Here is a 24957-nt window from a genome sequence, read left to right as displayed (position 1 = left end):
GGGGCAAGCGCGCGCGCTTATTCCCTGCTGTGGCACCGGATTGCAAGGCCGTACCAGTCTCGCGCGGCTCTGAACAGAGGACCGCAAAGGCCCTCGGCTATAGCCCGGACAGATCATGGTTTTTCGTGGGCATCGATCGCGGTTGCGGCAGCCGGCACGGGGGCAATCACATGCCGTGCCAGCCCTTGTGACTTGAAGTCATGCAAGCGGCTGGCTTAGCTGTCGCATAGCCTTGAATCAGACGAAAGTTCAGGGGTGTGAACGGGGCGGGGAAGGCACTCAAGACATGGAAGACTATGTGCGCGCCCTGGCTGATTTCGTGCGCGACAACCAGGTGTGGGCCGCACCGATTGTCCTGGTGCTGGCATTCGGCGAATCGCTTGCCTTCGTCTCGCTGCTGGTGCCGGCCTGGGGGGCGCTGGTCGCGATCGGCGCGCTGATCGGCGTCAGCGGCATCAGCTTCTGGCCGGTCTGGCTCGCCGGCGGCATCGGCGCGGCGCTCGGCGACTGGGTCTCCTACTGGTTCGGCTATCGCTACAAGGAGCATGTCGCCGAGATGTGGCCTTTGTCGCGCTATCCCGAGATCCTGCCGCGCGGCGAGGAATTCGTGAAAAAATGGGGCGTGCCCTCGATCTTCATCGGCCGATTCTTCGGGCCGCTGCGCGCCTCGGTGCCGCTCGCCGCCGGCATTTTCGAAATGGCCTACTGGCCCTTTCAGATCGCCAATTTTGTCTCGGCGCTGGTCTGGTCGGCCGTTCTGCTGCTGGTAGGCGACGTCATGGGGAAGATCGCCGAATGGCTGTGGCGGGTGGTGTAGGACGGCTGGAATAAGCTGATGATGGGGGTGTTAGCCCACAAGACGCAGACTGCAGCATCTTCGCGTTGGCGTTGCCGGGCTGTCGTCGTGCTATCGCAGAACCGTTGATAGGTTCAGCGGCAACCGGACCAAGGGCACGCATCAGGCGGGCATCCCGCCACCTCATTCATCGTCTCAACTGGGAGGACATCACCATGGAATTGACACGCCGTCACGCACTCGCCGGAGCCGCTGCGCTCGCCGCCGCGCCGCTGTTGCCGCAGGCGTCCGCCAGGGCGGCCGCCCCAGTGGCGGACAAGCAGGCGCCGAGCTTCTATCGCTACAAGGTGGGCGATGCCCAGGTGACGGCCATCTCTGACGGCGTCAACAATTTCGCGCTGCCCGACACGTTCGTGCTCAACGTCAAGAAGGACGAAGTCAACGTGGCGCTCGAAAAGGCCTTCATGCCGAAGGACAAGATGTCGATCCAGTTCGCGCCGCTGGTCATCAATACCGGTGGCAAGCTCGTGGTGGTCGATACCGGCAACGGCGCCGCGGCCTTTGCATCGAGCAAGGGCAATGTCGGCCAGTTCGGCGCCAACATGGTCGCCGCGGGCTTCGACCCGAAGGCGGTCGACATCGTCGTTATCTCGCACTTCCACGGCGACCACATCAACGGCCTTTTGACCGCGGAGAATGCTCCGACCTTCCCCAATGCCGAGGTGCTGGTGCCGGCGGTGGAATGGAAATATTTCATGGACGATGGCGAGATGAGCCGTGCGCCGGAAGGACGGATGCAGACCGTGTTCAAGAACGCCCGCCGCGTGCTCGAGGCGGGCCTCAAGAAGAAGGTGACGCCCTATGAATGGGGCAAGGAAGTAGCGCCTGGACTCACGGCGGTGGAAAGCATCGGCCACACGCCGGGCCACACGTCCTACGTTCTCGCATCCGGCTCCGACAAGGTGTTCATCCAATCTGATGTCACCAACCTGCCGGCGCTGTTCGTCACCAATCCGGGCTGGCACCTGATGTTCGACCAGGATCCGGCATTGGCGGAAAGGACCCGCCGTCGGGTCTACGACATGCTGGTCGCCGACAAGATGCGGGTCCAGGGCTTCCATTATCCGTTCCCGGCCAATGGTTTTGTCGAAAAGGACGGCAATGGCTACCGGCTGATCCCGGCGCCGTGGAGTCCGGTGATTTAAGTAGCAGCGTCATTCCGGGATGGTGCGTTAGCACCCAGACCCGGAATCTCGAGATTCTCAGGGGCGCAAGGGCGCCCCCTAGTTCGATGCTTCGCATCGCCCCGGAATGACGGGTGCAGCTTGACGTTAGGCTGGCGCGGCCTTATAGCCGCGCCCATGAATATCGCTTCGACCATCTCCATCGCTCGCCGCCGCCGTGCCATCGTCGCGGTATGGGCGGACGTCTGCGTCTAGGATTGTCGCCCCTGCCGCCGGATCGGGTCCCGCGGCTTCTTCCTTTCCCAGAAATCGCGGTCTGAACTGGCGGCTCCTACGTCAAGCAGGAGTTTGAGATGTATACGCCACCACCGTTCAAGTCCGACCGCGCCGCGAGCCTGGCGTTTGCGGAAGCGCGCGGCTTTGGTCTGGCCTGCGCGTGGGATGGCAACAAGCCGGTCGCCTCGTCGCTGCCGTTCTATCTGACCTCGGCCAATGACGGCACGCCGCGCGCAGCCTTTCACGTCGCCCGTCACAATCCGCTGGTAAAGCTGGCGGACGGGACGACGTCCTGGCTGCTGGCCGTCAACGGCGCGGATGCCTATGTGTCGCCGGACTGGTACGTCTCGCCGGATCAGGTGCCGACCTGGCTCTATCAGGCGGTGCATCTGACCGGCCCGGTGCGGGCAATGTCTGCCGATGAGCTCGCCGAGCAGATCGAGACGCTCAGCGCCAAGTTCGAGGACAGGTTGTTGCCGAAGAAGCCGTGGCTGTCTTCGAAAATGACGGCGGGGCGGCTGGAGGCAATGAAGAAGGCGATCGTAGGCCTCGAAATGACGGTCGAAGAGGTGGAGGGCAGCTTCAAGCTGAACCAGCACAAGTCGGACGCCGACTATACCGCGCTGGCCCAGGCGCTCGCCTCGCAAGGGGACGCCGACGCGCGCGAAATCGCAGCCCTGATGCGCGCGGCACGGCCGCTGGCGTTCGCGGCGGTTACGGTACAAGACAAGCAAACGACGACGCCCGAAGAAAGGAACGTGTGATGAGCTCGAAAAAGAAGATCGGCATTCTCGGTGCCTCCGGTTACACCGGAGCCGACGCGGTGCGCCTGTTGGCGCGGCATCCGAACGCCGACATCACCGCGCTCACCGCCAACACCCACGCCGGCAAGTCGATGGGCGACGTGTTCCCGCATTTCTTCATGCTCGATCTGCCGAAGCTGGTCGAGTGGGAGAAGGTCGACTGGACCAGCCTCGACGCCGTATTCTGCGGGCTGCCGCACGGCACCACGCAGGAGATCATCGCCGCCGTCCTCAGGGCCAACCCCAACATCAAGGTGCTCGACATGTCCGCCGATTTCCGGCTGCGCAACAAGGACACCTATGCGCAATGGTACGGCCATGAGCACCGGGCGCTCGAACTGCAGGGCGAGGCCGTCTACGGCCTCACCGAATTCTACCGCGAGAAGATCGCGGCCGCGCGGCTGGTCGCATGTCCCGGCTGTTACCCGACCGCGGCGCTGCTCGCGCTGGTGCCGCTCGCCAAGGCAAAACTGATCGACGTCGACGACATCGTCATCGACGCCAAGTCGGGCGTTACCGGCGCCGGACGCGGCCTGAAGCAGAACACGCTGTTCAGCGAGGCGGGCGAGGGGTTGTCGCCCTATTCGGTCGGCACCCACCGGCACGCGCCGGAGATCGAGCAGGAGATCGGCGTCGCCGCTGGTGCAGCAGTGACGGTCAACTTCACGCCGCATCTGATCCCAATGGCGCGTGGCGAACTCTGCACGTCCTATGTCAGGCTCAACGGCGGCGCGACGCCGGACGATCTGCGGGCCGCGCTGGAGAAGGCCTACGCCAACGAGCCGTTTGTGCATGTCGCCAAGAAGGGCGTGCTGCCGCAGACCCAGAACGTGCGCGGCTCCAACTATGTGCAGATCGGCGTCGTCGCCGACCGCATCAAGAACCGGGCGATCGTGATTTCCACGCTCGACAACCTGGTGAAGGGCTCGGCCGGGCAGGCGATCCAGAACATGAACCTGATGTTCGGATTGCCCGAGGCGGCCGGGCTGGAGCAGATCGCGCTGTTTCCGTGAGGTGCCGCGGTGGACGAAACGACGCTGCAGTTTTACCGCGGTAATGCCGAGGCCTATGCCGGGCGCACGTTCACCTCGCGCCAGGCGCGGGTGACGGCGTTTCTGGCGCAGCTTCCGCCGGGCGCTTCCATTCTCGAACTTGGCTGCGGCGCCGGCGGCGATACCGCGGAAATGCTGGCGCGTGGGTTCGATGTCCGTCCAACCGATGGGTCGCCGGAAATGGCTGATATCGCCTCAAAGCATCTCGGCCGCACCGTCGAGACGTTGCTGTTTCATGACCTCTGCGAGGTCGAGGCGTATGACGGTGTGTGGGCCAACGCCTGTCTGCTGCATGTGCCAAGGCCGGAGCTTTCGGATGTTCTTGCGCGGATCTGGCGCGCGCTGAAGCCTGTGGGGTATTTCTTCGCGAGTTACAAGGAAGGCGATGGCGACGGCCGCGACACGCTCGACCGCTACTACAACTATCCCTCGCAAGACTGGCTGCGTGCGACCTACGCCGAGGCGGGGAAATGGAGCTCGTTTTCGATGGAGCGCGGCGAAGTCAGGGGATTCGACAACAAGATGGCGTCGATGCTGTTCGTTGTCGCGCAAAAGGGCTGTTGAAGATCGGCCACTACCACTTCAATTCGCTTGTTGTTGCGAAATACTGAGAGCGCTGTTTCAGAGGCCGCCAATGAAAAACCCCGGAGCCGAGTTCCGGGGTTTTGCTTTGACTTCGTGCGAAGGTTTTCAAACCACCCTGAAGATCGCCAGCGCCAGCACGGCTTGCGCCAGGAAGCCGACGGTGAAGGCGAGCGAGCGGACCACCGGCAGGCCGAGCGTGTAGAGGATCAGGTGGGCGACGCGGGCCCAGAAATAGACGGCGCAGGCCAGCACGGTCCATCTGTCGGAATAGTCGATCGCGTGCAGGATCAAGACCAGCGGCGCGAAGACGATCAAATTTTCGACAGCGTTGTCATGGGCGAACATCAGCCGGTTGGCCCAATCCGCCTGCGGTTTGTCGTTGCGCGAGGGATTTGCCATGGCGCCGGAGAGGCCGCGCACCTGACAGCGGTTGATGATGTAGGGGATCCACATCAGCCCGGTCAAAATCACGGTCAGAGTCAGCCAGAACAATTCGCGCGTTATTGGTTGCGTCATTGGTGTCCCCTCAAGCGATTTCGATTCCCGGCACGGGATGGCCAAATATACTCAACAACGCGCTTCCGTGCTACGCGCGGACCTTGACGTAACTGCCGGGCGCGTCCTCGATCGGCGGCATCTCCTCGGAACCGACGGCGCGCGCGGGTACCCGTTCGGCGTCGATGCCCTCCAGCCATTGCAGCCAGTCGGGCCACCACGATCCCTTGTGCTCGGTGGCGCTCTTCATCCAGTCGGCGAGCGTGACATCCTTGATGTTGTCGTTGGTCCAGTACTGGTACTTGCCCGCGTCCGGCGGGTTGACCACGCCTGCGATGTGGCCCGAGCCGGACAGCACATATTTGACCGGGCCACCGAAGAACTGCGAACCGTAGAGCACCGAGTCCGCCGGCGCGATGTGGTCCTCGCGCGTCGCCAGATTGTAGACGGGCACCTTGACCTTCGACAGGTCGAGCAGCGTATTGTCGAGCACCATGCTGCCGGAGGAGAGCCGGTTCTCCAGGTAGCAGTTGCGCAGGTAATAGGAATGGTTGGCCGCCGGCATCCGCGTAGCGTCGGAGTTCCAGTGCAGCAAGTCGAAGGAGGAGGGCGGCTGTCCCTTCAGGTAATTGCTGACGACATAGGACCAGATCAGGTCGTTGGAGCGCAGCATGTTGAAGGCCATTGCCATCTTGCTGCCTTCGAGAACGCCCCGTGCCTCCATCTCGCGCTCCAGCGTCGCGATCTGATCTTCGTCGACGAACACGAGCAGATCGCCGGCATGGGTGAAGTCGACCTGCGCCGCGAAGAACGTCGCCGAGGTGACGCGCTGGCGCCGCTTCTCGGCGAGCCAGGCCAGCGTCGACGCCAGCAGGGTGCCGCCGACGCAATATCCGGCGGTATGGACCTTCATCTCGCCCGTCACCTTTTCGATGACGTCCATCGCGGTCAGCGGGCCTTCCTTCATGTAGTCGTCGAAGGTTTTCTTGCCGAGCTCCTTGTCCGGATTGACCCAGGAAATCACGAACACGGTGATGCCCTGATCAACGCACCATTTGACGTAGGATTTTTCCGGCTTGAGATCGAGTATGTAGAACTTGTTGATCCAGGGCGGCACGATCAGGAGCGGCGTGCGCAACACCGTCTCCGTGGTCGGCGTGTACTGGATGAGCTGCATCAGCTCGTTCTGGAAGATCACCTTGCCCGGCGTCGTCGCCATGTTGACGCCGACTTCGAGATTCGACGGATCGGACTGACGGATGCGGAGCATGCCGCGCCCGGCCTCGATGTCCTCGGCCAGCATCTTCATGCCGCGAACGAGGTTGTCGCCGCTCGAGGCCAGCGTCTCGCGCAGCACTTCCGGATTGGTAAGCACGAAATTCGACGGCGCGATCGCATTGGTGATCTGCTGAACGTAGAACTCGGCCTTCTTGCGCGTGTGCGGGTCGACGCCTTCGGCGTTCTTCACCAGTTCTTGCGCCCATTGCGCGGTGAGCAGATAGAGCTGCAGAACGAAATCGAAGAACAGATTCGATTTCCACTCCGGATCCTTGAAGCGCTTGTCTCGCGGCGACGGCTCGATCGCAGGCTTGGCCTGTTCGCCGGCCATCCGGCGCATCGCAGAGCCCCAGAGATCGAGATAGGCTTTGCCCATCCTGGTCTGCAGAGCTTCGGCGCGCTCCTTGTCCGTCAGCCAGTATTCCGCCACCTTGGTGAAGGTCTTGATGACCTCGCCAAGCTCGCTCGGCGGCTTGTCCTTTGCTTCACCGTCCTCGCGCGGTTTGAGATAGGCCGCGAGCGCCTGGCCACTCGTCTCCATCGCCTTGGCGATGTTCATGGCGAAGGCTTCGGCGTTGAAAGTTGTCGAAGCCTGGGTTTCGGTGTTGACGTCACTCATATCAAGGACACTATAGCTTCATTTCGCATTCGTCACCGCGGCGATTGGTGACAAGAGTTTCGGTTAACCCTGTTGCACTGCGATAAAGTTTCTGTGTTCTGACCGACACATTGCAGCCGCATCGGCTCGGTTTGCTCTTTGGGCTTTAATCGTTTCGGGCGACAATGGTTTGAACGGTTCTAGCGAAATCAACGCCGCGGGACGGTTTGGCGTTGCAAGGCTCGTACCAGCGCATAGATGTCGTCGCGATGCGTGTGCGCTGCATCAGGTAGTTGGGGATTTCCGGGACGGATGCCGGTGGATCGAACGATAAGGCTGTGGTCGGTTGCCACGCTGCTTGCGGCGGCGTTTGCGCTCGGCGGCTGCTCGACCCAGATCGCCGATATGCCGGGCTTCGGCCTGCCGGCTGACGCGCCGGAGCGTCCGAAGGAAGCCGGTGGCTATCTACCGATTCACGACCTGCCGCCGGACCGCAACGAGGAGACAATGAAGCCGGCCGAGTTGGCTAAAATCCAGGCAGAATTGACCGCCGCTCGCGACCGTCAGGCGGCCGCCGCTACCCCGCCAAAACCGGCCAAGAAGTGAGATAGCCTTAGTTTGGACGCGTTTTCTTCACGCGAACCGGTCTCCACTTCGCTTGAAAACGCTATAAAAACTGGCGCTGCCGGGCTCCCATGGTAAAAGAACCCAATTCAACCGCATTGCGGGTCCAGAGCCTAGAGACCTCGCGCCTGAATTCGCTCCAAATCCTTGATTGGGCGCGATTTTTGGACGAAGCCGATCGGGTTTCGTAGCACGCGAAGGTTCCGTCCGATTCTGTCCTGCCGGTTGTCCGGAGCAAGGGTCCCATGGAAGATTTCTATCGCATTCGCCGTCTGCCGCCTTACGTGTTCGAGAAGGTCAACCAGGCCAAGGCGGCCGCGCGCAATGCCGGGGCCGACATCATCGACATGGGCATGGGCAATCCGGACCTGCCGACGCCGCCCCATGTGCTCGAGAAGCTGAAGGAGACGCTGGGCAAGCCGCGGACCGATCGCTACTCGGCCTCGCGCGGCATCAACGGCCTGCGCAAGGCGCAGGCCGCCTATTACGGACGGCGGTTCGGCGTAAAACTCAATCCGGATACCCAGGTCGTTGCGACACTGGGTTCGAAGGAAGGCTTTGCCAATGTGGCGCAGGCGATCACCGCGCCCGGCGACGTCGTGCTGTGCCCCAATCCGAGCTACCCGATTCACGCTTTCGGCTTTCTGATGGCGGGCGGCGTGATTCGCTCGGTGCCCTCGGAACCGACGCCGCAGTTTTTCGAGGCGGTGGAGCGCGCGATCATTCATTCGATCCCGAAGCCGATCGCGCTGATCGTCTGCTATCCCTCCAATCCGACCGCCTATGTCGCCGAGCTCGATTTCTACAAGGATCTGGTGGCGTTCGCGAAGAAGCACGAGATCTTCATCCTGTCGGATCTGGCCTACGCCGAAGTTTATTTCGACGACCGCAATCCGCCGCCCTCGGTGCTGCAGGTTCCCGGCGCAATCGACGTCACCGTCGAATTCACGTCGATGTCGAAAACGTTCTCGATGGCGGGCTGGCGCATGGGCTTTGCGGTCGGCAACGAGCGGATCATCGCCGGGCTGGCACGGGTGAAATCCTACCTCGACTACGGCGCGTTCACGCCCATTCAAGTCGCGGCCACCGCCGCGCTGAACGGGCCGGACGATTGCATCAAGGAGATGCGCGACACCTACCGCAGGCGCCGCGACGCGCTGGTCGAATCGTTCGGCCGGGCGGGCTGGGAGATCCCGCCGCCGCAGGCCTCGATGTTCGCCTGGGCACCGCTGCCCAAGGCATTTGAAGGCGTCGGCAGCATGCAGTTCGCGACCCTGATGGTGGAGAAGTCGGGCGTGGTGGTTTCGCCCGGCGTTGCCTTCGGCGAGCATGGCGAGGGCTATGTCCGCATCGCCATGGTGGAAAACGAGCAGCGCATCCGCCAGGCCGCGCGCGGGGTGCGCCGCTTCCTTGAAAGCGGCATTGAAACGTTGCACAACGTGGTTCCTCTCGCCAACCGGCGCTAATTCCTTTTATTGCAGGTTCTCTCATTCATGGTCGCACCCCTGAGAGTGGGTATCGCGGGGCTCGGCACTGTTGGTGCCGAAGTCGTCCGCCTCATCGAAGAGCAGTCGCGGATGCTTGCCGAGCGCAGCGGGCGCGGTGTGCGCGTCGTTGCCGTCACCGCGCGCTCGAAAGCAAAGAAGCGTTCGCTCGATCTGCGCGGCATCGATTGGGCGAAAAGCCCGCTTGATCTGGCAAACGATGCCAACATCGATTGCTTCGTCGAACTGATGGGCGGCTCCGGCGAGCCGGCGCTGTCGGCGATCGAGGCTGCGCTGAAGGCCGGCAAGTCGGTGGTAACAGCCAACAAGGCGCTGATAGCCAAGCACGGCGTGCGGCTGGCGAAGGCGGCCGAGAAGCACGGCGGCGCGTTCAACTACGAGGCGGCGGTCGGCGCCGCCATTCCCGTCATCAAGACCTTGCGCGAAGGGCTTGCTGGCACCGGCGTCAACCGCGTCTATGGGATTCTCAACGGCACCTGCAATTACATCCTGACCCGGATGGAGCAGGAAGGCCTGTCGTTCGCCGAATGCCTGAAGGACGCGCAGCGGCTGGGCTATGCCGAAGCCAATCCGTCCTTCGATGTCGATGGTCATGACACGGCGCAGAAGCTCGCGATTCTGGCGAGTCTTGCCTTCGGCACCAAGGTGGCGCAGAGCGCGGTCTATGTCGAAGGTATCTCCTCGATCGCGCCGGAGGATCTTCGCGCCGCCGAAGAGCTCGGCTACCGCGTAAAACTGCTCGGGGTCGCGGTGCGCACCGCCAAAGGCATCGAGCAGCGCGTGCATCCGACCATGGTGCCGAAATCGTCCTCGATCGCGCAGGTGATGGGCGTCACCAACGCGGTGACCGTCGACGGCGAGGGCATTCCCCCGATCACCCTGGTGGGGCCGGGCGCCGGTGGCGCCGCGACGGCGTCCGCCGTCGTCGCCGACATCGCCGACGTGGCGCGCGGCATTCGCGCAAAACCGTTCGGACGCCCGGTGGAACGGCTGCGCGACACCACCAAGGCGCCGATGGAGCGGCACGAGGGCGGCTACTACATCCGCCTGATGGCGCGCGATCTCGCCGGCACCGCCGCCACCATCGCCACCCGCCTTGCCGAGCAGAAGATTTCGCTGGAATCGATCGTGCAGCGCCACCCCGAGGGCGTCGATGCGAACGGCGCGCCGAAGAAAGCCGCACCGGTTCCGGTCATCCTGATCACCTACGCGACGTCCGAGGACGCGGTCTATCGTGCGCTGGAGGCGGTGCAGCGCGACAAGGTGATCAGCGGCCGGCCGCAGGTGATACGAATAGAAAAGAACTGACGCAAATCCGAACGGATTGCGTGCCAAAGGATTGAATGCGGGCCGAGAGGCCTGTGCAGGTTTAAAGGAGTGAGCCGATGTCGACCCATATTTCCGTTCCGCCGCAATTGCTGCTCGAGCGCATCCTCACGCTTGAAATCGTGCGGGTGACGGAACGTGCAGCCGTTTCGGCCGCGCGGCTGCGCGGCCACGGCCAGGAGAAGGCGGCGGACCAGGCCGCAGTGGACGCGATGCGCCGCGAGCTCAACAAGCTGCCGATCGAAGGCACCATCGTGATCGGCGAGGGCGAGCGCGACGAGGCGCCGATGCTGTTCATCGGCGAGAAGGTCGGGCTGAATGCCGGTCCGCAGGTCGATATTGCCGTCGACCCGCTGGAAGGCACCACGCTCTGCGCCAAGAACATGCCGGGCGCGATTGCCACCATGGCGATGGCCGATGGCGGCACGCTGCTGCACGCACCCGACGTCTATATGGAGAAGCTTGCGATCGGCCCAGGCTACGACAAGGGCGTGGTCGAACTCGATGCGTCGCCTGCTGACAATGTCCGCCGGCTTGCCAAAGCCAAAGGCGTCGAGCCTGGGGCGATCACGGTGCTGGTGCTCGATCGGCCGCGCCACGCCGACATCATCGCCAGCATCCGCTCGACCGGCGCAGCGGTGCGGCTGATCACCGACGGCGACGTGGCCGGCGTGATCCATTGTGCCGATCCCGATAATACCGGCGTCGATATGTATATCGGCACCGGCGGCGCGCCCGAGGGCGTGTTGGCTGCGGCCGCGCTGCGCTGCATCGGCGGCCAGATGCAGTGTCGGCTGATCCTCGACAGCGAGGAGAAGCGCGAGCGCGCGCACAAGATGGGCGTAACCGATCCGAAAATGATCTACGGCATCGAGGACATGGTGCGGGGCGACTGCCTGTTCGCGGCAACCGGCGTCACGACCGGCTCGCTGCTGACGGGCGTCAAATTCCGCAAGGATGACGTGATCGAGACCGAAACGGTGGTGATGCGCTCGGTGACGGGCACGGTGCGCTATATCAAGGCGGAGCACCGGCAGTTGGATAAGTTTCATCTGGATTGAGGGATGTCATTCCGGGACGCGCCTCTTGGCGCGGGCCCGGAATCCATTCATCCGTGGAGTCAGAGGCCGAATGGATTCCGGGTTCGCGCTGCGCGCGCCCCGGAACGACAACAAGAAAAACGGGAGGCCCGCATGTCCGACATTTCCGCAGTAAAAGCGCTGGTGTTCGACGTGTTCGGCACCGTCGTCGACTGGCGCACCAGTCTCATCAACGATTTCACACAGTGGTCGAAAACCTCCGGCATCAAGGCCGACTGGACCGCGCTGGTCGACGGCTGGCGCGGCGTTTACATGGCCTCGATGGATGAGGTGCGCAAACATCCCGAACGCGGCTATCAGATCCTCGACACGCTGCACCGGCGCTCGCTGGAAAAACTGGTCGCGCAATTCGCGATCAAGGGGCTGAGCGACGCCGATCTGCACTACCTGACGATGGGCTGGCACCGCCTGCATCCGTGGCCCGACAGCGTGCCCGGGCTGACACGGCTGAAGACAAAATACATCATCTCGCCGCTCTCCAACGGCAACGTCGCGCTATTGACCAACATGGCAAAATTCGCCGGCCTGCCGTGGGACCTCATCATGTCGGCGGAGTTGTTCGAGCACTACAAGCCCGATCCCGAAACCTATCTCGGCGCCGCCAAGCTGCTCTGCCTGCCGCCGGAGCAGGTGATGATGGTCGCCGCCCACAACGGCGATCTGAAAGCCGCGCAGCAGAACGGCCTCAAGACCGCCTTCGTCGCGCGACCGACCGAATACGGCCCGCACCAGAAGTATGATTTCGAGGCGACGGGCGACTGGGACATCGTTGCCGAGGATTTCGGCGGCATCGCCGACCGGCTGGGGTGTTAGCGATTTCCGTAGGGCTTAGCTCGTAGGATGGGTTGAGCCCTTGCGAAACCCATCACCTTCGCGCACCGCAGTTGATGGGTATCTCTTCGCTCCACCCATCCTACGCGCTACGCTGTCGCAATCGCGCTGCCTATCCCGCGCCGGCCTGGATCACGCCGAACCAGCCGAGGCCCCTGTAGGTCTCATAGCCGGGCGTGGCGTGGAAAGCGACCATCGCTCCGGAGCGGTCCTGGTAGAAGCCGGAGCGCTTTCCTTCGAGCTGCAGTGAAATACGTTCGGTGAGGAGGCCCTGGCCGTCGGACGCCGCGATCACCCGGAAATTCGAATCGACCAGCAGCACGCGCGCCCTGTCGGCCGCGCCGACGCGCACGCCCTGGACGATGGCGCGGGCTTGGGGTTCCCAGTCGAAATGAATCGCCAGCACGCCGGTCGGTTTGCCGTTCGCCTTGCCGCCTTCGCGGACGCTGGCGCAGTAGGTCACGACCTGAGCGTTGCCGAGCAAAGGCTGGCATTCGACGTCGCCGACGGCGTAGTCGTCGCCGGAGCGCAAGGCGCGCGCGGCGCGAAACCACTTGGTCTGCGCCACGTTCTGGCCCACGACGCCAAAGCGATCGGCGCGGCCGTTGGCCAGTACATTGCCGTCGAGATCGCAGAGCCAGAGATCGAGATAGACGGTATAGGCGCCGAGGATCACCGCCATCCGTTCCGACACATGGTTGACGGCGGCAGCCTGCGGCGCGGCCGCGCAATCGACCACGGCGGAATCGGTTGCCCACCAGCGCACGTCGCAGGTGCGCTCATAGAGGTTGCGGTCGATCAGCTCGATGGCGTTGAGCGACAGATCGACCATGCGCTCGCCGCGCGAACGGTCGGCCATCTGCGCGATCGAATTCATCAGATTGCCGGTCCGGTTGGTGAGCTGGCTTTCCAGCTCGCGGGCAATCGTCTCGACCTGCTGGCCGACGTTGCGGACTTCCTGCGCCACCACCGCAAAGCCCGCACCTTGCGCGCCGGCGCGCGAACTCTCGATCAGCGCGTTCAGCGCCAGCATCTTCATCTGGTTGGTGATCTTCTGGATCGACTTGGTCTTCTCGCAGGCGACCTGGTTGACCTCGGCGGTCAATCTCGCGATCAGCGCGGAAACGTCGGATTCGTCCTCGGTGCCCGCTGATTTGGCCGGCTGTTTTGCGGTCGTTGCGGTGTGGGAGCGAAGCGCGACGGACATTGGCGGGAATTCCTCAGTCTTTGTGCGGATGTCGATCTTCTGCGGATCGGCGGGACTCAAGCGAAGCGTATTCGACTCCTTTGTCGGGGATCATGGCTAACGATTGGTTTAAGTTCCGGCGGCTTGCGGGTAGTTTTACCTGATGAAGTTGCATCTTCTTTGTGCAAGTCGCATTTGTCGGCATGGCCCAGGGCCGCGGTGCCCGAGGCTGTGCCGGCGTTGCCGCATACGATTCGTTTGCCTGCCATCGTCGCCGTTTGCGTTTGCCGACAGCCCGCTTAGCCCCTATCTCTCGAAGGCATCATGATCCTTCCCGCATCCGCACTTCCCGTTGAATTGCCGCCGGCGTTTCTCGGCGTCTTGCGTTCGGCGACAGGCAAATTGTGGCGCGACCGGCTTGACGTCAGGGGAGCTGCGCGGGCGCTGGCGGTCACCCAGCGCTATCAGTTGCCGGAAATGCTGGCCCGCGTGCTGGCAGGCCGCGATGTCGGAATCGACGAGGTTCAGGACTTCCTCGATCCGACCATCCGCAAACTGATGCCCGATCCACACACCGTGACGCAGATGGAACAGGCGGCCAAACGCATCGCCGATGCCGCGATGCGCGGGGAAAAGGTTGCGATCTTCGGCGACTACGACGTGGATGGTGCCACGTCCGCGGCGCTGCTGGCCTGGCATCTGCGCCATTGCGGGCTCGATCCACTGATCCACATCCCGGACCGAATCTTTGAAGGCTATGGCCCCAACGTCGAGGCGGTGCGGGGGCTGGCCGCCAAGGGTGCAACGCTGCTGGTAACCGTCGATTGCGGCACCACCAGCATCGAGCCGCTGGCGGAAGCGCGAAAGCTCGGCCTATCCGTCGTCGTCATCGACCATCACCAGACCGGCGATGAGTTGCCGGAGGTCGACGCGCTGGTGAATCCGAACCGGCCGGACGATCTCTCCGGGCTTGGACATCTCGCCGCCGTCGGTCTCGTGCTGATCACACTGGTGGCGGTGAACCGGGAATTGCGCGGCCGCGGCTTCTGGAGCGCGGAGCGGCCGGAGCCGGATCTTTTGGGCATGCTGCATCATGTGGCGCTCGGCACCGTGGCCGACGTCGCGCCGCTGACCGGGCTCAACCGCGCCTTTGTCGCCAAGGGCCTGATCGCGATGCGCCGGCGCGACCATGTCGGGCATACCGCGCTGATGGATGTGGCGCGGCTGAACGGCCCGCCCGAAGCCTGGCATCTCGGCTTCATGCTGGGGCCGCGTATCAATGCGGGCGGCCGGATCGGGCGCGCCGATCTCGGCGTGCGGCTCTTGCTGGAGGGCGATGTCTCGGAGGCCGCGCGGATCGCGGCCGAACTCGATCGTCTCAACGGCGAGCGCCGCGTCATCGAGCAGGCGGCAGAGGCGCAAGCCGAGGCCGAGGCGCTGGCCTCGCTCGGGCTCGAAGACAAGGGCGCGGTGATCGTCACCGCCGCCGAAGGCTGGCATCCCGGCATCGTCGGTCTCGTTGCCTCGCGGCTGAAGGAGAAATTTGCGCGTCCCGCTTTTGCCATTGCGCTCGAGCCCGGCGGCATCGGCACCGGATCGGGCCGCTCGATCTCGGGCGTCGATCTCGGCAAGGCCGTGCGGCAGGCGGTGAAGGAGCGGCTTTTGATGAAGGGCGGCGGCCATGCCATGGCCGCGGGTGTGACTCTGCGCAAAGAGAAGCTCGCGGAGTTTCGTGCCTTCATGGAAAACGCGCTGGCCGAGGACGTCGCCAAGTCACGCCATGAGAACGAGCTGTTCATCGATGGCGCCGTTAGCGCGCGCAGCGTGACCGTGGAATTCGCCAATACGCTGAACCGCGCCGGGCCGTTCGGCGCAGCCAATCCGGAGCCGGTGATCGCGCTGCCGGCGCATCAGCTCGTCTATGCCGACGAAGTCGGCCAGGCGCATCTGCGCGTGCGCTTCAAGTCCGGCGACGGCGCCATCGTCAACGGCATCGCGTTCCGCGCGGTCGGACAGAAGCTCGGACACGCGCTGACGCAGAACCGCGGCCAGCTTCTGCACGTGGCAGGATCGCTCGCGGTTGACCGCTTCCAGGGTTCGGAGCGCGTGCAATTGCGCGTGCTCGACGTCGCCGTGCCGGATCCGGGACCGGCCGTGATCCGGTAATTCGAAAATCAATAACAACAAACGGGAGAAGAAATGGCTGGACAGGTTCAGGGCAAAGTCGCGCTGGTGACGGGCGGCGCATCGGGTATTGGCGAAGCGATTTGCGAATTGCTGGCGCGCGAGGGGGCGTCGATCGCGGTGACTGATGTCGACGATTTGAGAGGCCCCGAGGTTGTCGCGCGTATCAGGAAGGCCGGTGGCGAGGCAAGCTTTTGGCATCAGGACGTCACCAGCGAGGAACGCTGGATCGAAGTCGTGGCCGAAATCATGAAGCGCTACGGCCGGCTCGACGTGCTGGTCTCGAACGCCGGCATCGGCATTTCAGTGCCGTCGATCACCGAGATGACGCTGGCCGACTGGCGGCGGCAGACCGCGATCAATCTCGACGGCGTGTTTTTGTCGGTGAAGCACTGCCTGCCCGTGATGCGCAAGACCGGCGGCGGCTCCATCATTATGATGTCGTCGCTGGCGGGCCTCCGCGGCGCGGCCGGTCTTTCCGGCTACTCCGCAACCAAGGGCGGTGTCCGGCTGTTCGCCAAGTCGATCGCGATGGAGTGCGCGACATTCGGCGACGGCATTCGCGTCAACTCGGTGCATCCCGGCATCATCGACACGCCGATCTGGGGCAAGATTCCGGTTGGAGCCACCGGCAGCGGGCAGAACGCGCCGATTGATCCGGAGGAGCGCGCGAAAGTGGCAACGCCGCTCGGCCGCGCCGGGCAGGCCGAAGAGATTGCGCAGGGCGTGCTGTATCTGGCGTCCGATGCGTCGCGCTATGTGACGGGAACGGAGCTTGTTATCGACGGCGGCATGAACGCGGGTGGCGTCGCGCGACGGGCATAGACGAAAACGCGGGCAGCCGTGATCCACTGCGCTACGCGCGCGTGCATCAGCGTGGAGGTGAGCTTTTGGCGAATTGCGCGCGCAACCAGGCTTGCGTTGCTTCGATCGGTTCGGTCAGGGGTCTGCGGGAGCCGCGCGCAAGATGCAGGGTGAAGCCTTCGATTTGGGGGCCGAACGGTACGACCAGCGTTTTGGTCGCCAGTTCCTCCGACACCAGCAGCAGACTGTGCAACGCAACCCCGGTGCCGGCGACGGCGGCCTGGATCGCATGGGTCTCATCGCTGAAGCGGAGCCCGGCCCGTGCATCGATACCGTCCATGCCGGCGATCTTCAGCCAGCGCCGCCAGGTCGGATTGCCGCTATCGCTGCGGCGCCAGTCAAAATGCAGCAAGGTCGCTGACTGCAGATCGGCCGGCTTCCTCAGACCAAGACGCGGACTTGCCACTGGCGCAAAACGATCGATGGCCAACGGTTCGGCGCTCAGATCGGGATAAGGGCCAGGGCCATAGCGCAACGCGAGGTCCGCGACACCCGAATTAAGGTCCACGACCTCCAGGGTCGCCAGCAGCGTGAGATCGATGTCAGGTCTTGCGTTGTGAAAGCCCGCGATGCGCGGCACCAGCCACTTGGCGGTGAACGCGGGAGTGGCCGAAAGTGTCACCGTCGCGCGGCGCTGCCTGCGGCTCAATCCTTCGATGACACGTGCGAAGGAATCGAATCCGTCGCGCAGAACCGGCAGCAAGACTTGCCCTTCCGCGGTCAGCAGGACCTGACGCGTCCGCCGCTCGAACAGCGTCACGCCGATCACCTCTTCCAACTGCCGAACCTGATGGCTGATGGCAGTCGGCGTCACGTGCAGTTCCTGAGCCGCACGCTTGAAACTCAGATGCCGCGCGGCGGCTTCGAACGCCCGCAGCCCGGACAGCGGTGGAAGACGTCTCATCGGCAGGCCCCGATAGATGAATGTAGTTCATCCATGTGATGAGCAATTTGCGTTTGTCAATGCATTCTGCCCGATCCATCTAACCGAACAAGGATGAAAGGAAATATGCCATGAACCTGCTACAGATTAACGCCAGTGCGCGACCTTACCGATCGGACCGGTTCCCTCGCGGGTCGCACACGCGCCGCCTCACCGAACGCTTCGTGCAGCGTTGGCTGCGATACCGACCGAATGATCGCGTGACCGATCGGGATGTCGGCCAATCGCCACCACATCCCGTCACCGAGAAATGGATCGGTGCGGCCTTCACCAAACCCGAGCTGCGCGAGTCGTGGATGAATGATGTGCTGGCGGAAAGCGACGCATTGGTCGATGAACTCATCGCCGCAGATTTGATCGTGGCTGGCGTGCCGATGTACAATTTTGGAATGCCGGCGCAGTTCAAGGCGTATGTCGACAATGTCGTGCGGGTCGGTCGCACTTTCGGCTTCGACCGTGCCCGGCCAGACGATCCTTATTCGCAGCTACTGGCTGGTAAGGGTAAACGTCTCATCATGCTCAGTTCGCGGGGTGATTACGGCTACGATCCGGGCGGACGGATCGCGCACATCAACCATGTCGAAGGGTCGGTGCGTGACGTGTTCGGCTTCCTCGGCGTCACTGACTTCCACAGCATCGCGATCGAATATGACGAGTTCGGGGACGAACGTTTGAAGGCGTCGATCGCTGCGGCCGAACGCGCAGTGGATAATCTTGTGGATCGGCTGGCGAAGGAAGCCGAACCGCTGGAAGCAGCTTGAATGCAGACTCGATGGAGAGGGATCCTCGTCATTGCGAGCGAAGCGAAGCAATCCATCTTTCTTTTCGCGAAGGGATGGATTGCTTCCGCCTTCGCGCAAAGCGCTTCGGCGGACTCCCAGCCCTGCGAAGCTTGCGCAGCAAGCGGAGAAGGGTCGTCGCTACGCTCCTCGCAATGACGGGTGGGAGCGCTATCCACCCTGCCGCAATCGCGCCAGCACCTTCAGCCCGCCGTAGCCATCCGCCGGCAGCAGGCTCATCTTGGTCTGATAATCCTTCACCGCCTTCATCGTGTCGTTGCCGACGCGGCCGTCGGTGCCGCCGGTATCGAAGCCTGCCTTGGTCAGCCGGGTCTGCAGCTCCTGCACTTCGGCGAGCGTCAGGGCGCGCTCCGAGCCGGGGAAGGGCTGGATGAAGGGCGGCGCGCCCAAGATGCGATCGCCGAGATGGCAGATCGCCAACGCGTAATTCATCGAGGGGTTGTAGCTCTTCACCGAATAAAAATTCGGGCCGAGCAGGAACGAAGGTCCTCCGGCGACCGGCACCCACATCTGCGCCGACGCGTTCGGCTGCGGGAACGGCTTGCCATCGGCGCGCGTGACGCCGGCGCTGGCCCATGCCGCATAGGTACGGCTGCCGCTCGAAGCCCCTCCGGATGGGCGCACCTCATAGCCCCAATGCTCGCCGCGGTGATACTTGCCGCGGCTGAGCAGATAGCGTGCGCTGGAGCCGAGCGCATCGTCGGGCTTGCCGAACGGCGAGACGCGGCCGTCCTTGTCGTAGTCCATGCCGACATTGAGCCAGACTTCCGGCATCCATTGCGTGTGACCCATCGCGCCGGCCCAGGATCCCCGCATTTCCTCCGGCGTGCCCCAGCCGCGGTCGACGATCTTGAGCGCGTTGATCAGCTCGGTCTCCCAATAAGCGCGGCGGCGCGGCTCGTTCCAGGCAAGCGCGGCGAGGGCCGGAAAGATCGGGCGCATATGGTTCTGCTGCACCAGGGGATCGCCATAGGCGGACTCGACGCCCCACAGCGCCAGCAGCGTGCCGCGCTCGACGCCAAAATCCTGCTCGATCCGCGCGAACAGCGCCTCGTGCTTCTTCAAGGCTTCGCGGCCGTTGATGATGCGCCAGTCCGAGACGCGGCGGTTGACGTATTGCCAGATCTGCTCGTGGAATTCCGGCTGCTTCTGCATCTGCCGGAACACCGTCATGTCGGGCTCGATGCGCCCCATGACCCGGGTCCAGGTCGCATCCGAAATGCCTTTTGAAGTTGCACGCGCGCGGAAATTGTCGCGCCACTGGTCGAAGCCGGCCGGCGCGGCCCAAGCGGGAAGCGTCGTCGCGAGCAGAGCGCCGGTACCGAGGCCCAATACCGCGCGACGGGTTGGTGCTTTCTGGGAATCAGGCTGTTTCATGCCCCCCAGTCTAACGGCACGGCGGGCCTGCGCCAAAAGCCATGACGTCGCGGGAACCGGCGCTTTCTTCACAAATCCGCGGCGATTCTGGCTAGCCAGCGGCGGATCAGGCGCTGGGCGTTGGCGGAGAGCCCCGCCGCCAGCCGCCGCTCGATCGCCTGCGCGTGCCGCCGGCATTTGTCGAGTAGCGCAGCGCCCCGCCGCGTCACCGTCCATTGCAGCACCCGGCCATGGACCGGGTGCGGGGTCTTCTTGATGGCCCCGTCGCGCTCGAGATTGCGGATGATGACGCCGACCGTCTGCGGCGTCAGCATCGCCACCCGCGCGAGCTCCGCGCCGGACAGGCCGGGATAGGCGCGCAGCATCGTCAGGACGACGAATTGCGGCGAGGTGACGCCGAGCTCAGCCAGCGACCGCTCCATCGCCAGCCGCGTCGCGCCCTGCGCCTGCCGCAGCAGATAGGCGAGATAGCCTTGCTCGCCGCGCTTGCCCTCGCCAGGCGGCGGCGGCCGCAGCATCAACGGCGCGGGATTTTCGGCAGATTTTTGCCGCGACCGTCGGCCGGCTTTTCCGGCGGTGGGCTTTTGCCTCGCTTGTGGTTTTTTCGTCGATACGTTTTGCGATCGCGCTGCCGTGTTTCGTGGTGCCTTGCGCAGCATATCAGTACTCTTATAATCAATCAGAGCACTGATAACATGAGGCACAAAAGATGTCACACGCCCGCAAGGAGTACAAAGATTTCATGTCGCTGACGCCGGACGCCTACGCGGCGGTGCTGGCGCTTGGCCAGGTCGCGGGCAAGGCGGGCATGGACAAGCAACTGCTCGAGCTGATCAAGCTGCGCGCCTCGCAGATCAACGGCTGTGCCTTCTGCGTGCAGTATCACATCCTCGAGGGCGAGAAGCTCGGCGTGCCCACCGACAAGCTCAATCTCGTGGTGGTCTGGCGCGAGGCGCCACAGTTTTCCGCGCGCGAGCGCGCCGCGTTGGCCTGGACGGAAGCGTTGACGTTGCTTAGCGACGGCGTCAATGACGAGGTCTACGCGCAGGCGAGCGCGGAATTTTCCGAGAAAGAACTCGCCTATCTCACCTCCGCGGTCGCCTCGATCAACGTCTGGAACAGATTCGGCGCCGCGTTTCGCTGGACACCGCCGGCGCGGAAGACGGCTGTGGGCGTGGCGGCGTCATGAGACCATAGCAAGAATTTATAAAGTAGACCCTGCGAAGGGAGACGTTCGATACCCGATATCTCCTTAACAGCGGCGCGGAAAAGGGACATCACCAAAGGTCCCAGTCGGGCCAAACGCGAATGGAGAGAGAAAGTTGCTTATCTATGAGATGGGTGCTTCGCGCCAAGGCTGTGGAAGATGAGCCCGTGGCGTTCGGGATAGCTAATGATCGCTACGTCATCGACGACCACAACTGCCCTCGGGCCGTTTGGGGCATCACCTAGGAATGTTGCGCTTTCAACGCGTCCTAACTGCTTGTCGAGCACAACGAGTTCGCAGTTGTTTCGGTTTATGGAGAGGAGCTTGTCGCGATAAAGCGCTTGAGAGAGTGGGTCGACCCATGCGAAGTGCCTGTTTATAGCGTTTGGTGCAAAGCGAAAGTTCGTTAAGATTTTTCGACCATACTCATCTACGCGGCAAATACCTCGCTGCGATTGAAACATCCCCACAAAGAGGCATTCGTCGTTAGCATCGTAAGTCAAACTAGCCGGTGTTGAATCGTCGCTTCGGTCATTCTCGACCTCTGCAAGATAGAGATAGCCGACGTACCGTCGCTCGGTCAGATCGTAAGTTGCGAGGAAACAGTTGCCGCCAGTGTGGTATCTACCGTCAAGGCTACCGCCGCGCTGGATGCCAATGTAAACCAACGGCTTTGATGGATGGCAAAGAACGCAAATACTACCTCGCCCGCCTGCTGGGTAGTCAACTTCCTGATATTCGTACGTAGCGCTGTCGATAATGAATAGGCGGTTGACTCGGTTGCTCGCGAAGTAAATAGACCTACCATCATTTGAGGCCGCCATCGCGCCTTCGCCGCCGCCAGGAATGACGATTCGTCTGACAATGGATTGTGTGCCTATGTCGATGACGAGAACGAATTCGGAAAAGACCTGTCCAACGAAGAGTTTACCGTCTGCGCATGCCATCTCGCCAGCTGGATACTGCCTGATCGTCCGGCCGCCATCGGGTCTAGATGCGGTTTCATACTTATCTAGATCGATGACGTGCTCGATCGATTTAGTGGTGGGATTGATCAGCGCGATGTTTCCGGTTTGCCAGTTGGCCACGAACACACGGCCGCCATATGACAGAAGATGCTGCGGACAGTCGTTATTCGGGAATACATGGATCGGCGGTGCTCCGAGTTGGTCGGAATTCCGATAAACGAACTCTATACGCGCTTCGTTCAAGCTAACAGTGCGCTTGAATTCTTCGAAGGACGTTACAAGCAAGATGTTTGTGTGACGAGTAGCGTTTCGTGCACCAAGTTGGAAACCATTCTCGCAGAAAATGATTCCCCGATCGGCCCCGACATCTTCAACGACCGCCTTCAACGCCAGAACGTTTTGTTTTTCTACGCGCTTCTTCCACAGTTTACACTCAACAATCCAGCGACATTCAATTCCGTGCTGGAGAAATGTTACGTACACATCAATCCGATGCTCTGCACGAGCACCTGTTATGCGCGCCTCGATAGTGGCGACGCAGCCTCGTTCTTTGAAGAACGCGGCAACGGCCTCCTGGTAATCGCGCCAGTCTCGATGGATTGAATTCATCACTTGAGCGTGCTGGATCGGAGCATGAGGATCAATGTCTGCTTCGGGTCGGAATAGCGTGCTCTGTCGAGCTAATTCTCGTTGCCTTCCCGCCCGCTGTGACGCAGCCCGTCCCTCGACACCGCATGCGCCACGGCGGCCGGCGGCTCGGTGCCGATTTCGTGGCCGCGGCCGCGGATCAGCCGTTCGTAGGAGGCGATCAGGGTGGTGTAGGGGTTGACCCAGATCCAGCCGTCACGCGTGAACACCTGCACGTCGAAGTGGAGGTGGTATGACGTGCCGTTCGGGAAATCGAGATAGTTGGAGACCACGCCGATCTTCTCGCCCTCGGCGACCCGGCGCCCGTTGAGGATACCGTCCGCATCCATGGCCGACGGGTTCATGTGCATGTAACGGAAACGGATGTGCTCGTTGCCTGTGTTGATCTGCAGCGTTGCCGCCTGTTGCTTCAAGGAACGGATGACGACGCCGTCGCGGACCGCGACCACCGCCTGTTTCCTCGGATGGCAGGCGTTGTCGGCGCTGCTGTTCGGCGGGCAGGGCGCGGGGCGGATGTCCTGGCCCTGGTGACCGAAGCCGGCCGCACATTGGCCGACCTGGAAACTGCGGGCTTCGCAAAAATTGTCGCGCCACGGATAGACGCCTTGATGGGTGCGTAGGCGTTCGCCGGATTTGCGCCTGGCGAACTGCTGCGAGCTGACCCGGGCCGGAGCTTTCTCCAGCGGAAAGCGGATCTGCGAATAGGCGACGAGGTCGGCGCGGCCGCCGCGCCTGCGCGCGCCGCTGTTGGCAATGATGTCACCGCTCGGACGATAGCTGAAGTCGGGCGAAAGGGTGGCCGGCCGTTCAGCAACCCCGGAGGGCACGTCGAAGCGCAGTCGCGCCGGCTGGCCTCCGGCGATGCGCAGCGCCTTCAGGAAGCGCTCAGCGATCGGGTAAGCCTCGCGGCAGGCCAGCCGCCGCGCCCGCGGCGCCGAATCGAGGCACTGGATCGACACCACATAGGGCACGCCGAAACGGGTGAAGGCGTAGCGCACATAACCTTCGCGAATGAAACGGCGCATGTCCGGAAATTGCGACGCCAGCGCCCTGACCAGCTCGCCCTTGCCGCTGAGCGGATCGGCGAGATCATAGACCACGACGGAGCCCGTAATCTGCACCTCGACCGGCCGGGCGAAAGTTCGAGACGGCAGGCCGTCACCGGCGCCGGGGTCGAGCGAAAACACCGCGTCGTAGCCGGAGGGGCCGGCGTGAAACAAGTCGACGGGGCGGAAGCCGGCCTGATGGCGTGACACTGCCGGGTGGCGCGTGCCACTGGCCTCGGCCTCGAGATAGGCTGCGGTATCAAAGGGCAACAGCACCGGCACCGGACTGCGGCCGATTCCGGCGAACATCACCGAATTGATCGCGTTCAACTGCACCAGCGCGGGCGCAGACCGCGGATCCCATGCCGGCACGCGCCGCTGGCTTGCGAAGGTGAAGCGCTGCGCGATCGCCGGCCGGGAACTGATCTCGCTGCGAAGCTGATCCAGAACGGCGCGCCATTCGACGCGAATGGCCGACATCGACGGCGTTCTGAACTCATTGGCGGAAACGCCTGATACCCCGGCGGGGAGCAAACAAAAGGCTGCCAGCCAACGCGAGAGCAAGCGGACAGCCCTTGTACCCAATGCATCGCCCCCCGGCGTATGCTCCGTAGCCTATGGCGCGGCTTAGTCCTTTGCGCGTTCGACGTAGGAGCCGTCCTCGGTCATGACCACGATCCGTGTTCCCGTTCCAATGTGCGGCGGCACCGAGGTGCGCACGCCGTTGGAGAGGATAGCAGGCTTGTAGGAGGAAGACGCGGTCTGCCCCTTGGTGACCGGCTCGGTCTCCACAACTTCCAGGGTTGCGCGCTGCGGCAACTGGATGGCGACCGGATTCAGGTCGTGCATCGATAGCTTCACGGTCATGTTTTCCTGCAGGTAGGGCGCGGACGAGCCCACGATCTCCTTCGACACTTGGACCTGGTCATAGGTGTCGGCATTCATGAAGTGGAAGCCGTCGGAATCCTCATAGAGGTAGTTGAAATTGCGGTCCTCGACGGTGGCCTTCTCGACCTGGTCGGTGGTCTTGTAGCGTTCCGACACCTTCACGCCGTCGCCAATGCGGCGCATTTCGATCTGGCTGACCGGGGTTCCCTTGCCGGGATGGATGTTTTCGGCCGACAGGACGACATAGAGCTTTCCGTCTTGCTCGATGACGTTGCCCTTGCGAATAGAACTGGCGATGACTTTCAAAGCTGTTTTCCCGAATTTCTGGCCTTTGGCCAAACCGGACATTTGTGTCCGCAGGGCCAATCAGGCGGTTTCGGGCTGCAACATACT

The 24957-nt window shown here is 63.0% G+C and carries 23 protein-coding genes; 14 read left to right on the top strand and 9 right to left on the bottom strand.

The features are described 5' to 3' along the window. The first annotated feature begins 286 nt into the window (after positions 1 to 286). The 5 genes from LMTR3_RS09755 (at position 287) to LMTR3_RS09735 (ending at position 4675) form a co-directional block, all read left to right on the top strand. Entirely contained in the window at positions 287 to 817 is a 531-nt protein-coding gene (locus LMTR3_RS09755) for a DedA family protein (RefSeq protein WP_065744862.1), read from the top strand. A gap of 194 nt (positions 818 to 1011) precedes the next feature. Further along, positions 1012 to 2001, top strand: a complete 990-nt coding sequence (locus LMTR3_RS09750; RefSeq protein WP_065744861.1) for an MBL fold metallo-hydrolase — start codon at positions 1012 to 1014, stop codon at positions 1999 to 2001. Positions 2002 to 2333: 332 nt separating this feature from the next. After that, positions 2334 to 3020 carry an FMN-binding negative transcriptional regulator gene (locus LMTR3_RS09745; protein ID WP_065744860.1) on the top strand — a complete coding sequence of 229 codons (687 nt, stop codon included), beginning with the start codon at positions 2334 to 2336 and terminating at the stop codon, positions 3018 to 3020. Continuing rightward, a complete protein-coding gene (gene argC / locus LMTR3_RS09740) occupies positions 3020 to 4072 on the top strand; it encodes an N-acetyl-gamma-glutamyl-phosphate reductase (protein ID WP_065744859.1) in 1053 nt (350 codons plus the stop codon). The genes LMTR3_RS09745 and argC overlap by 1 nt, the downstream gene beginning before the upstream one ends. A 9-nt stretch (positions 4073 to 4081) precedes the next feature. Next, positions 4082 to 4675 carry a class I SAM-dependent methyltransferase gene (locus tag LMTR3_RS09735; protein ID WP_065744858.1) on the top strand — a complete coding sequence of 198 codons (594 nt, stop codon included), beginning with the start codon at positions 4082 to 4084 and terminating at the stop codon, positions 4673 to 4675. Between the two features lie 126 nt (positions 4676 to 4801). On the opposite strand, the gene LMTR3_RS09730 is transcribed toward LMTR3_RS09735, so the two are convergent. Together LMTR3_RS09730 and LMTR3_RS09725 are read right to left on the bottom strand one after the other, a co-directional pair. Continuing rightward, positions 4802 to 5200, bottom strand: coding sequence for an MAPEG family protein (locus tag LMTR3_RS09730; protein WP_065745563.1), 399 nt, complete (start codon positions 5198 to 5200; stop codon positions 4802 to 4804). 82 nt (positions 5201 to 5282) lie between these two features. Beyond that, positions 5283 to 7088, bottom strand: a complete 1806-nt coding sequence (locus LMTR3_RS09725) for a PHA/PHB synthase family protein (protein ID WP_065744857.1) — start codon at positions 7086 to 7088, stop codon at positions 5283 to 5285. A 291-nt stretch (positions 7089 to 7379) separates the two neighbouring features. Here LMTR3_RS09725 and LMTR3_RS09720 point away from each other — a divergent pair, with 291 nt between their 5' ends. The 5 genes from LMTR3_RS09720 (at position 7380) to LMTR3_RS09700 (ending at position 12435) form a co-directional block, all read left to right on the top strand. Further along, entirely contained in the window at positions 7380 to 7673 is a 294-nt protein-coding gene (locus tag LMTR3_RS09720; protein WP_065744856.1) for a hypothetical protein, read from the top strand. Between the two features lie 263 nt (positions 7674 to 7936). After that, entirely contained in the window at positions 7937 to 9157 is a 1221-nt protein-coding gene (locus LMTR3_RS09715; RefSeq protein WP_065744855.1) for an LL-diaminopimelate aminotransferase, read from the top strand. Positions 9158 to 9184: 27 nt separating this feature from the next. Further along, positions 9185 to 10504: a homoserine dehydrogenase gene (locus tag LMTR3_RS09710; RefSeq protein WP_065744854.1), complete on the top strand. Its 1320-nt coding sequence runs from the start codon at positions 9185 to 9187 to the stop codon at positions 10502 to 10504. Between the two features lie 77 nt (positions 10505 to 10581). Then, positions 10582 to 11583, top strand: coding sequence for a class II fructose-bisphosphatase (glpX, locus tag LMTR3_RS09705; RefSeq protein WP_065729535.1), 1002 nt, complete (start codon positions 10582 to 10584; stop codon positions 11581 to 11583). A 132-nt stretch (positions 11584 to 11715) separates the two neighbouring features. Continuing rightward, the gene (locus tag LMTR3_RS09700) at positions 11716 to 12435 is read left to right on the top strand and encodes a haloacid dehalogenase type II (protein ID WP_065744853.1); all 720 of its coding nucleotides are present in this window, start codon (positions 11716 to 11718) and stop codon (positions 12433 to 12435) included. A gap of 130 nt (positions 12436 to 12565) precedes the next feature. Here the strand turns inward: LMTR3_RS09700 and LMTR3_RS09695 are convergent, their stop codons facing one another. After that, the gene (locus tag LMTR3_RS09695) at positions 12566 to 13660 is read right to left on the bottom strand and encodes a methyl-accepting chemotaxis protein (protein ID WP_065745562.1); all 1095 of its coding nucleotides are present in this window, start codon (positions 13658 to 13660) and stop codon (positions 12566 to 12568) included. 303 nt (positions 13661 to 13963) lie between these two features. Here LMTR3_RS09695 and recJ point away from each other — a divergent pair, with 303 nt between their 5' ends. Together recJ and LMTR3_RS09685 are read left to right on the top strand one after the other, a co-directional pair. Continuing rightward, on the top strand, positions 13964 to 15805 hold the full coding sequence (gene recJ / locus LMTR3_RS09690; protein WP_065744852.1) for a single-stranded-DNA-specific exonuclease RecJ: 1842 nt from the start codon (positions 13964 to 13966) through the stop codon (positions 15803 to 15805). Between the two features lie 33 nt (positions 15806 to 15838). Further along, complete coding sequence (locus LMTR3_RS09685) at positions 15839 to 16648, top strand: SDR family NAD(P)-dependent oxidoreductase (RefSeq protein WP_065744851.1); 810 nt, start codon at positions 15839 to 15841, stop codon at positions 16646 to 16648. 46 nt (positions 16649 to 16694) lie between these two features. Here LMTR3_RS09685 and LMTR3_RS09680 read toward each other — a convergent pair whose 3' ends face one another. Next, positions 16695 to 17591, bottom strand: a complete 897-nt coding sequence (locus tag LMTR3_RS09680) for a LysR substrate-binding domain-containing protein (protein WP_065744850.1) — start codon at positions 17589 to 17591, stop codon at positions 16695 to 16697. Between the two features lie 110 nt (positions 17592 to 17701). On the opposite strand from LMTR3_RS09680, the gene LMTR3_RS09675 reads away from it, so the two are divergent. Next, on the top strand, positions 17702 to 18391 hold the full coding sequence (locus tag LMTR3_RS09675; protein WP_065744849.1) for an FMN-dependent NADH-azoreductase: 690 nt from the start codon (positions 17702 to 17704) through the stop codon (positions 18389 to 18391). Between the two features lie 189 nt (positions 18392 to 18580). Here the strand turns inward: LMTR3_RS09675 and LMTR3_RS09670 are convergent, their stop codons facing one another. Both LMTR3_RS09670 and LMTR3_RS09665 read right to left on the bottom strand, forming a co-directional pair. Then, a complete protein-coding gene (locus LMTR3_RS09670) occupies positions 18581 to 19807 on the bottom strand; it encodes a lytic murein transglycosylase (RefSeq protein ID WP_065744848.1) in 1227 nt (408 codons plus the stop codon). Positions 19808 to 19875: 68 nt separating this feature from the next. Then, a complete protein-coding gene (locus tag LMTR3_RS09665) occupies positions 19876 to 20325 on the bottom strand; it encodes a MarR family winged helix-turn-helix transcriptional regulator (RefSeq protein WP_502686616.1) in 450 nt (149 codons plus the stop codon). A gap of 191 nt (positions 20326 to 20516) precedes the next feature. Between LMTR3_RS09665 and LMTR3_RS09660 the strand changes: the two genes are divergently transcribed. Beyond that, a complete protein-coding gene (locus LMTR3_RS09660; RefSeq protein ID WP_065744847.1) occupies positions 20517 to 20996 on the top strand; it encodes a carboxymuconolactone decarboxylase family protein in 480 nt (159 codons plus the stop codon). Positions 20997 to 21133: 137 nt separating this feature from the next. Here the strand turns inward: LMTR3_RS09660 and LMTR3_RS09655 are convergent, their stop codons facing one another. The 3 genes from LMTR3_RS09655 to efp all read right to left on the bottom strand — a co-directional run bounded on the left by LMTR3_RS09655 (position 21134) and on the right by efp (position 24870). Then, positions 21134 to 22591 carry a restriction endonuclease gene (locus tag LMTR3_RS09655; protein ID WP_065744846.1) on the bottom strand — a complete coding sequence of 486 codons (1458 nt, stop codon included), beginning with the start codon at positions 22589 to 22591 and terminating at the stop codon, positions 21134 to 21136. A gap of 71 nt (positions 22592 to 22662) precedes the next feature. Beyond that, positions 22663 to 24156 (bottom strand): M23 family metallopeptidase, encoded by a 1494-nt coding sequence (locus LMTR3_RS09650; RefSeq protein ID WP_502686615.1) that lies wholly within the window; start codon positions 24154 to 24156, stop codon positions 22663 to 22665. A 147-nt stretch (positions 24157 to 24303) separates the two neighbouring features. Beyond that, positions 24304 to 24870, bottom strand: coding sequence for an elongation factor P (gene efp / locus LMTR3_RS09645; RefSeq protein WP_065745560.1), 567 nt, complete (start codon positions 24868 to 24870; stop codon positions 24304 to 24306). Positions 24871 to 24957: the final 87 nt, after the last annotated feature.

This window comes from Bradyrhizobium sp. LMTR 3, from assembly GCF_001693485.1.
GTDB lineage: Bacteria > Pseudomonadota > Alphaproteobacteria > Rhizobiales > Xanthobacteraceae > Bradyrhizobium.
Note: the sequence above shows the minus strand (reverse complement) of the source record. Positions and strands in the feature narration are given on the sequence as shown.

Excerpts from the sequence above, each read along its gene's own strand:
- LMTR3_RS09755 (WP_065744862.1), top strand. The coding sequence starts at position 287 with ATGGAAGACTATGTGCGCGCCCTGGCTGATTTCGTGCGCGACAACCAG.
- LMTR3_RS09750 (WP_065744861.1), top strand. The coding sequence starts at position 1,012 with ATGGAATTGACACGCCGTCACGCACTCGCCGGAGCCGCTGCGCTCGCC.
- LMTR3_RS09745 (WP_065744860.1), top strand. The coding sequence starts at position 2,334 with ATGTATACGCCACCACCGTTCAAGTCCGACCGCGCCGCGAGCCTGGCG.
- argC (WP_065744859.1), top strand. The coding sequence starts at position 3,020 with ATGAGCTCGAAAAAGAAGATCGGCATTCTCGGTGCCTCCGGTTACACC.
- LMTR3_RS09725 (WP_065744857.1), bottom strand. The coding sequence starts at position 7,088 with ATGAGTGACGTCAACACCGAAACCCAGGCTTCGACAACTTTCAACGCC.
- LMTR3_RS09720 (WP_065744856.1), top strand. The coding sequence starts at position 7,380 with ATGCCGGTGGATCGAACGATAAGGCTGTGGTCGGTTGCCACGCTGCTT.
- LMTR3_RS09715 (WP_065744855.1), top strand. The coding sequence starts at position 7,937 with ATGGAAGATTTCTATCGCATTCGCCGTCTGCCGCCTTACGTGTTCGAG.
- LMTR3_RS09710 (WP_065744854.1), top strand. The coding sequence starts at position 9,185 with ATGGTCGCACCCCTGAGAGTGGGTATCGCGGGGCTCGGCACTGTTGGT.
- glpX (WP_065729535.1), top strand. The coding sequence starts at position 10,582 with ATGTCGACCCATATTTCCGTTCCGCCGCAATTGCTGCTCGAGCGCATC.
- LMTR3_RS09700 (WP_065744853.1), top strand. The coding sequence starts at position 11,716 with ATGTCCGACATTTCCGCAGTAAAAGCGCTGGTGTTCGACGTGTTCGGC.
- LMTR3_RS09695 (WP_065745562.1), bottom strand. The coding sequence starts at position 13,660 with ATGTCCGTCGCGCTTCGCTCCCACACCGCAACGACCGCAAAACAGCCG.
- recJ (WP_065744852.1), top strand. The coding sequence starts at position 13,964 with ATGATCCTTCCCGCATCCGCACTTCCCGTTGAATTGCCGCCGGCGTTT.
- LMTR3_RS09685 (WP_065744851.1), top strand. The coding sequence starts at position 15,839 with ATGGCTGGACAGGTTCAGGGCAAAGTCGCGCTGGTGACGGGCGGCGCA.
- LMTR3_RS09680 (WP_065744850.1), bottom strand. The coding sequence starts at position 17,591 with ATGAGACGTCTTCCACCGCTGTCCGGGCTGCGGGCGTTCGAAGCCGCC.
- LMTR3_RS09675 (WP_065744849.1), top strand. The coding sequence starts at position 17,702 with ATGAACCTGCTACAGATTAACGCCAGTGCGCGACCTTACCGATCGGAC.
- LMTR3_RS09670 (WP_065744848.1), bottom strand. The coding sequence starts at position 19,807 with ATGAAACAGCCTGATTCCCAGAAAGCACCAACCCGTCGCGCGGTATTG.
- LMTR3_RS09665 (WP_502686616.1), bottom strand. The coding sequence starts at position 20,325 with ATGCTGCGGCCGCCGCCGCCTGGCGAGGGCAAGCGCGGCGAGCAAGGC.
- LMTR3_RS09660 (WP_065744847.1), top strand. The coding sequence starts at position 20,517 with ATGTCACACGCCCGCAAGGAGTACAAAGATTTCATGTCGCTGACGCCG.
- LMTR3_RS09655 (WP_065744846.1), bottom strand. The coding sequence starts at position 22,591 with ATGAATTCAATCCATCGAGACTGGCGCGATTACCAGGAGGCCGTTGCC.
- LMTR3_RS09650 (WP_502686615.1), bottom strand. The coding sequence starts at position 24,156 with ATGTCGGCCATTCGCGTCGAATGGCGCGCCGTTCTGGATCAGCTTCGC.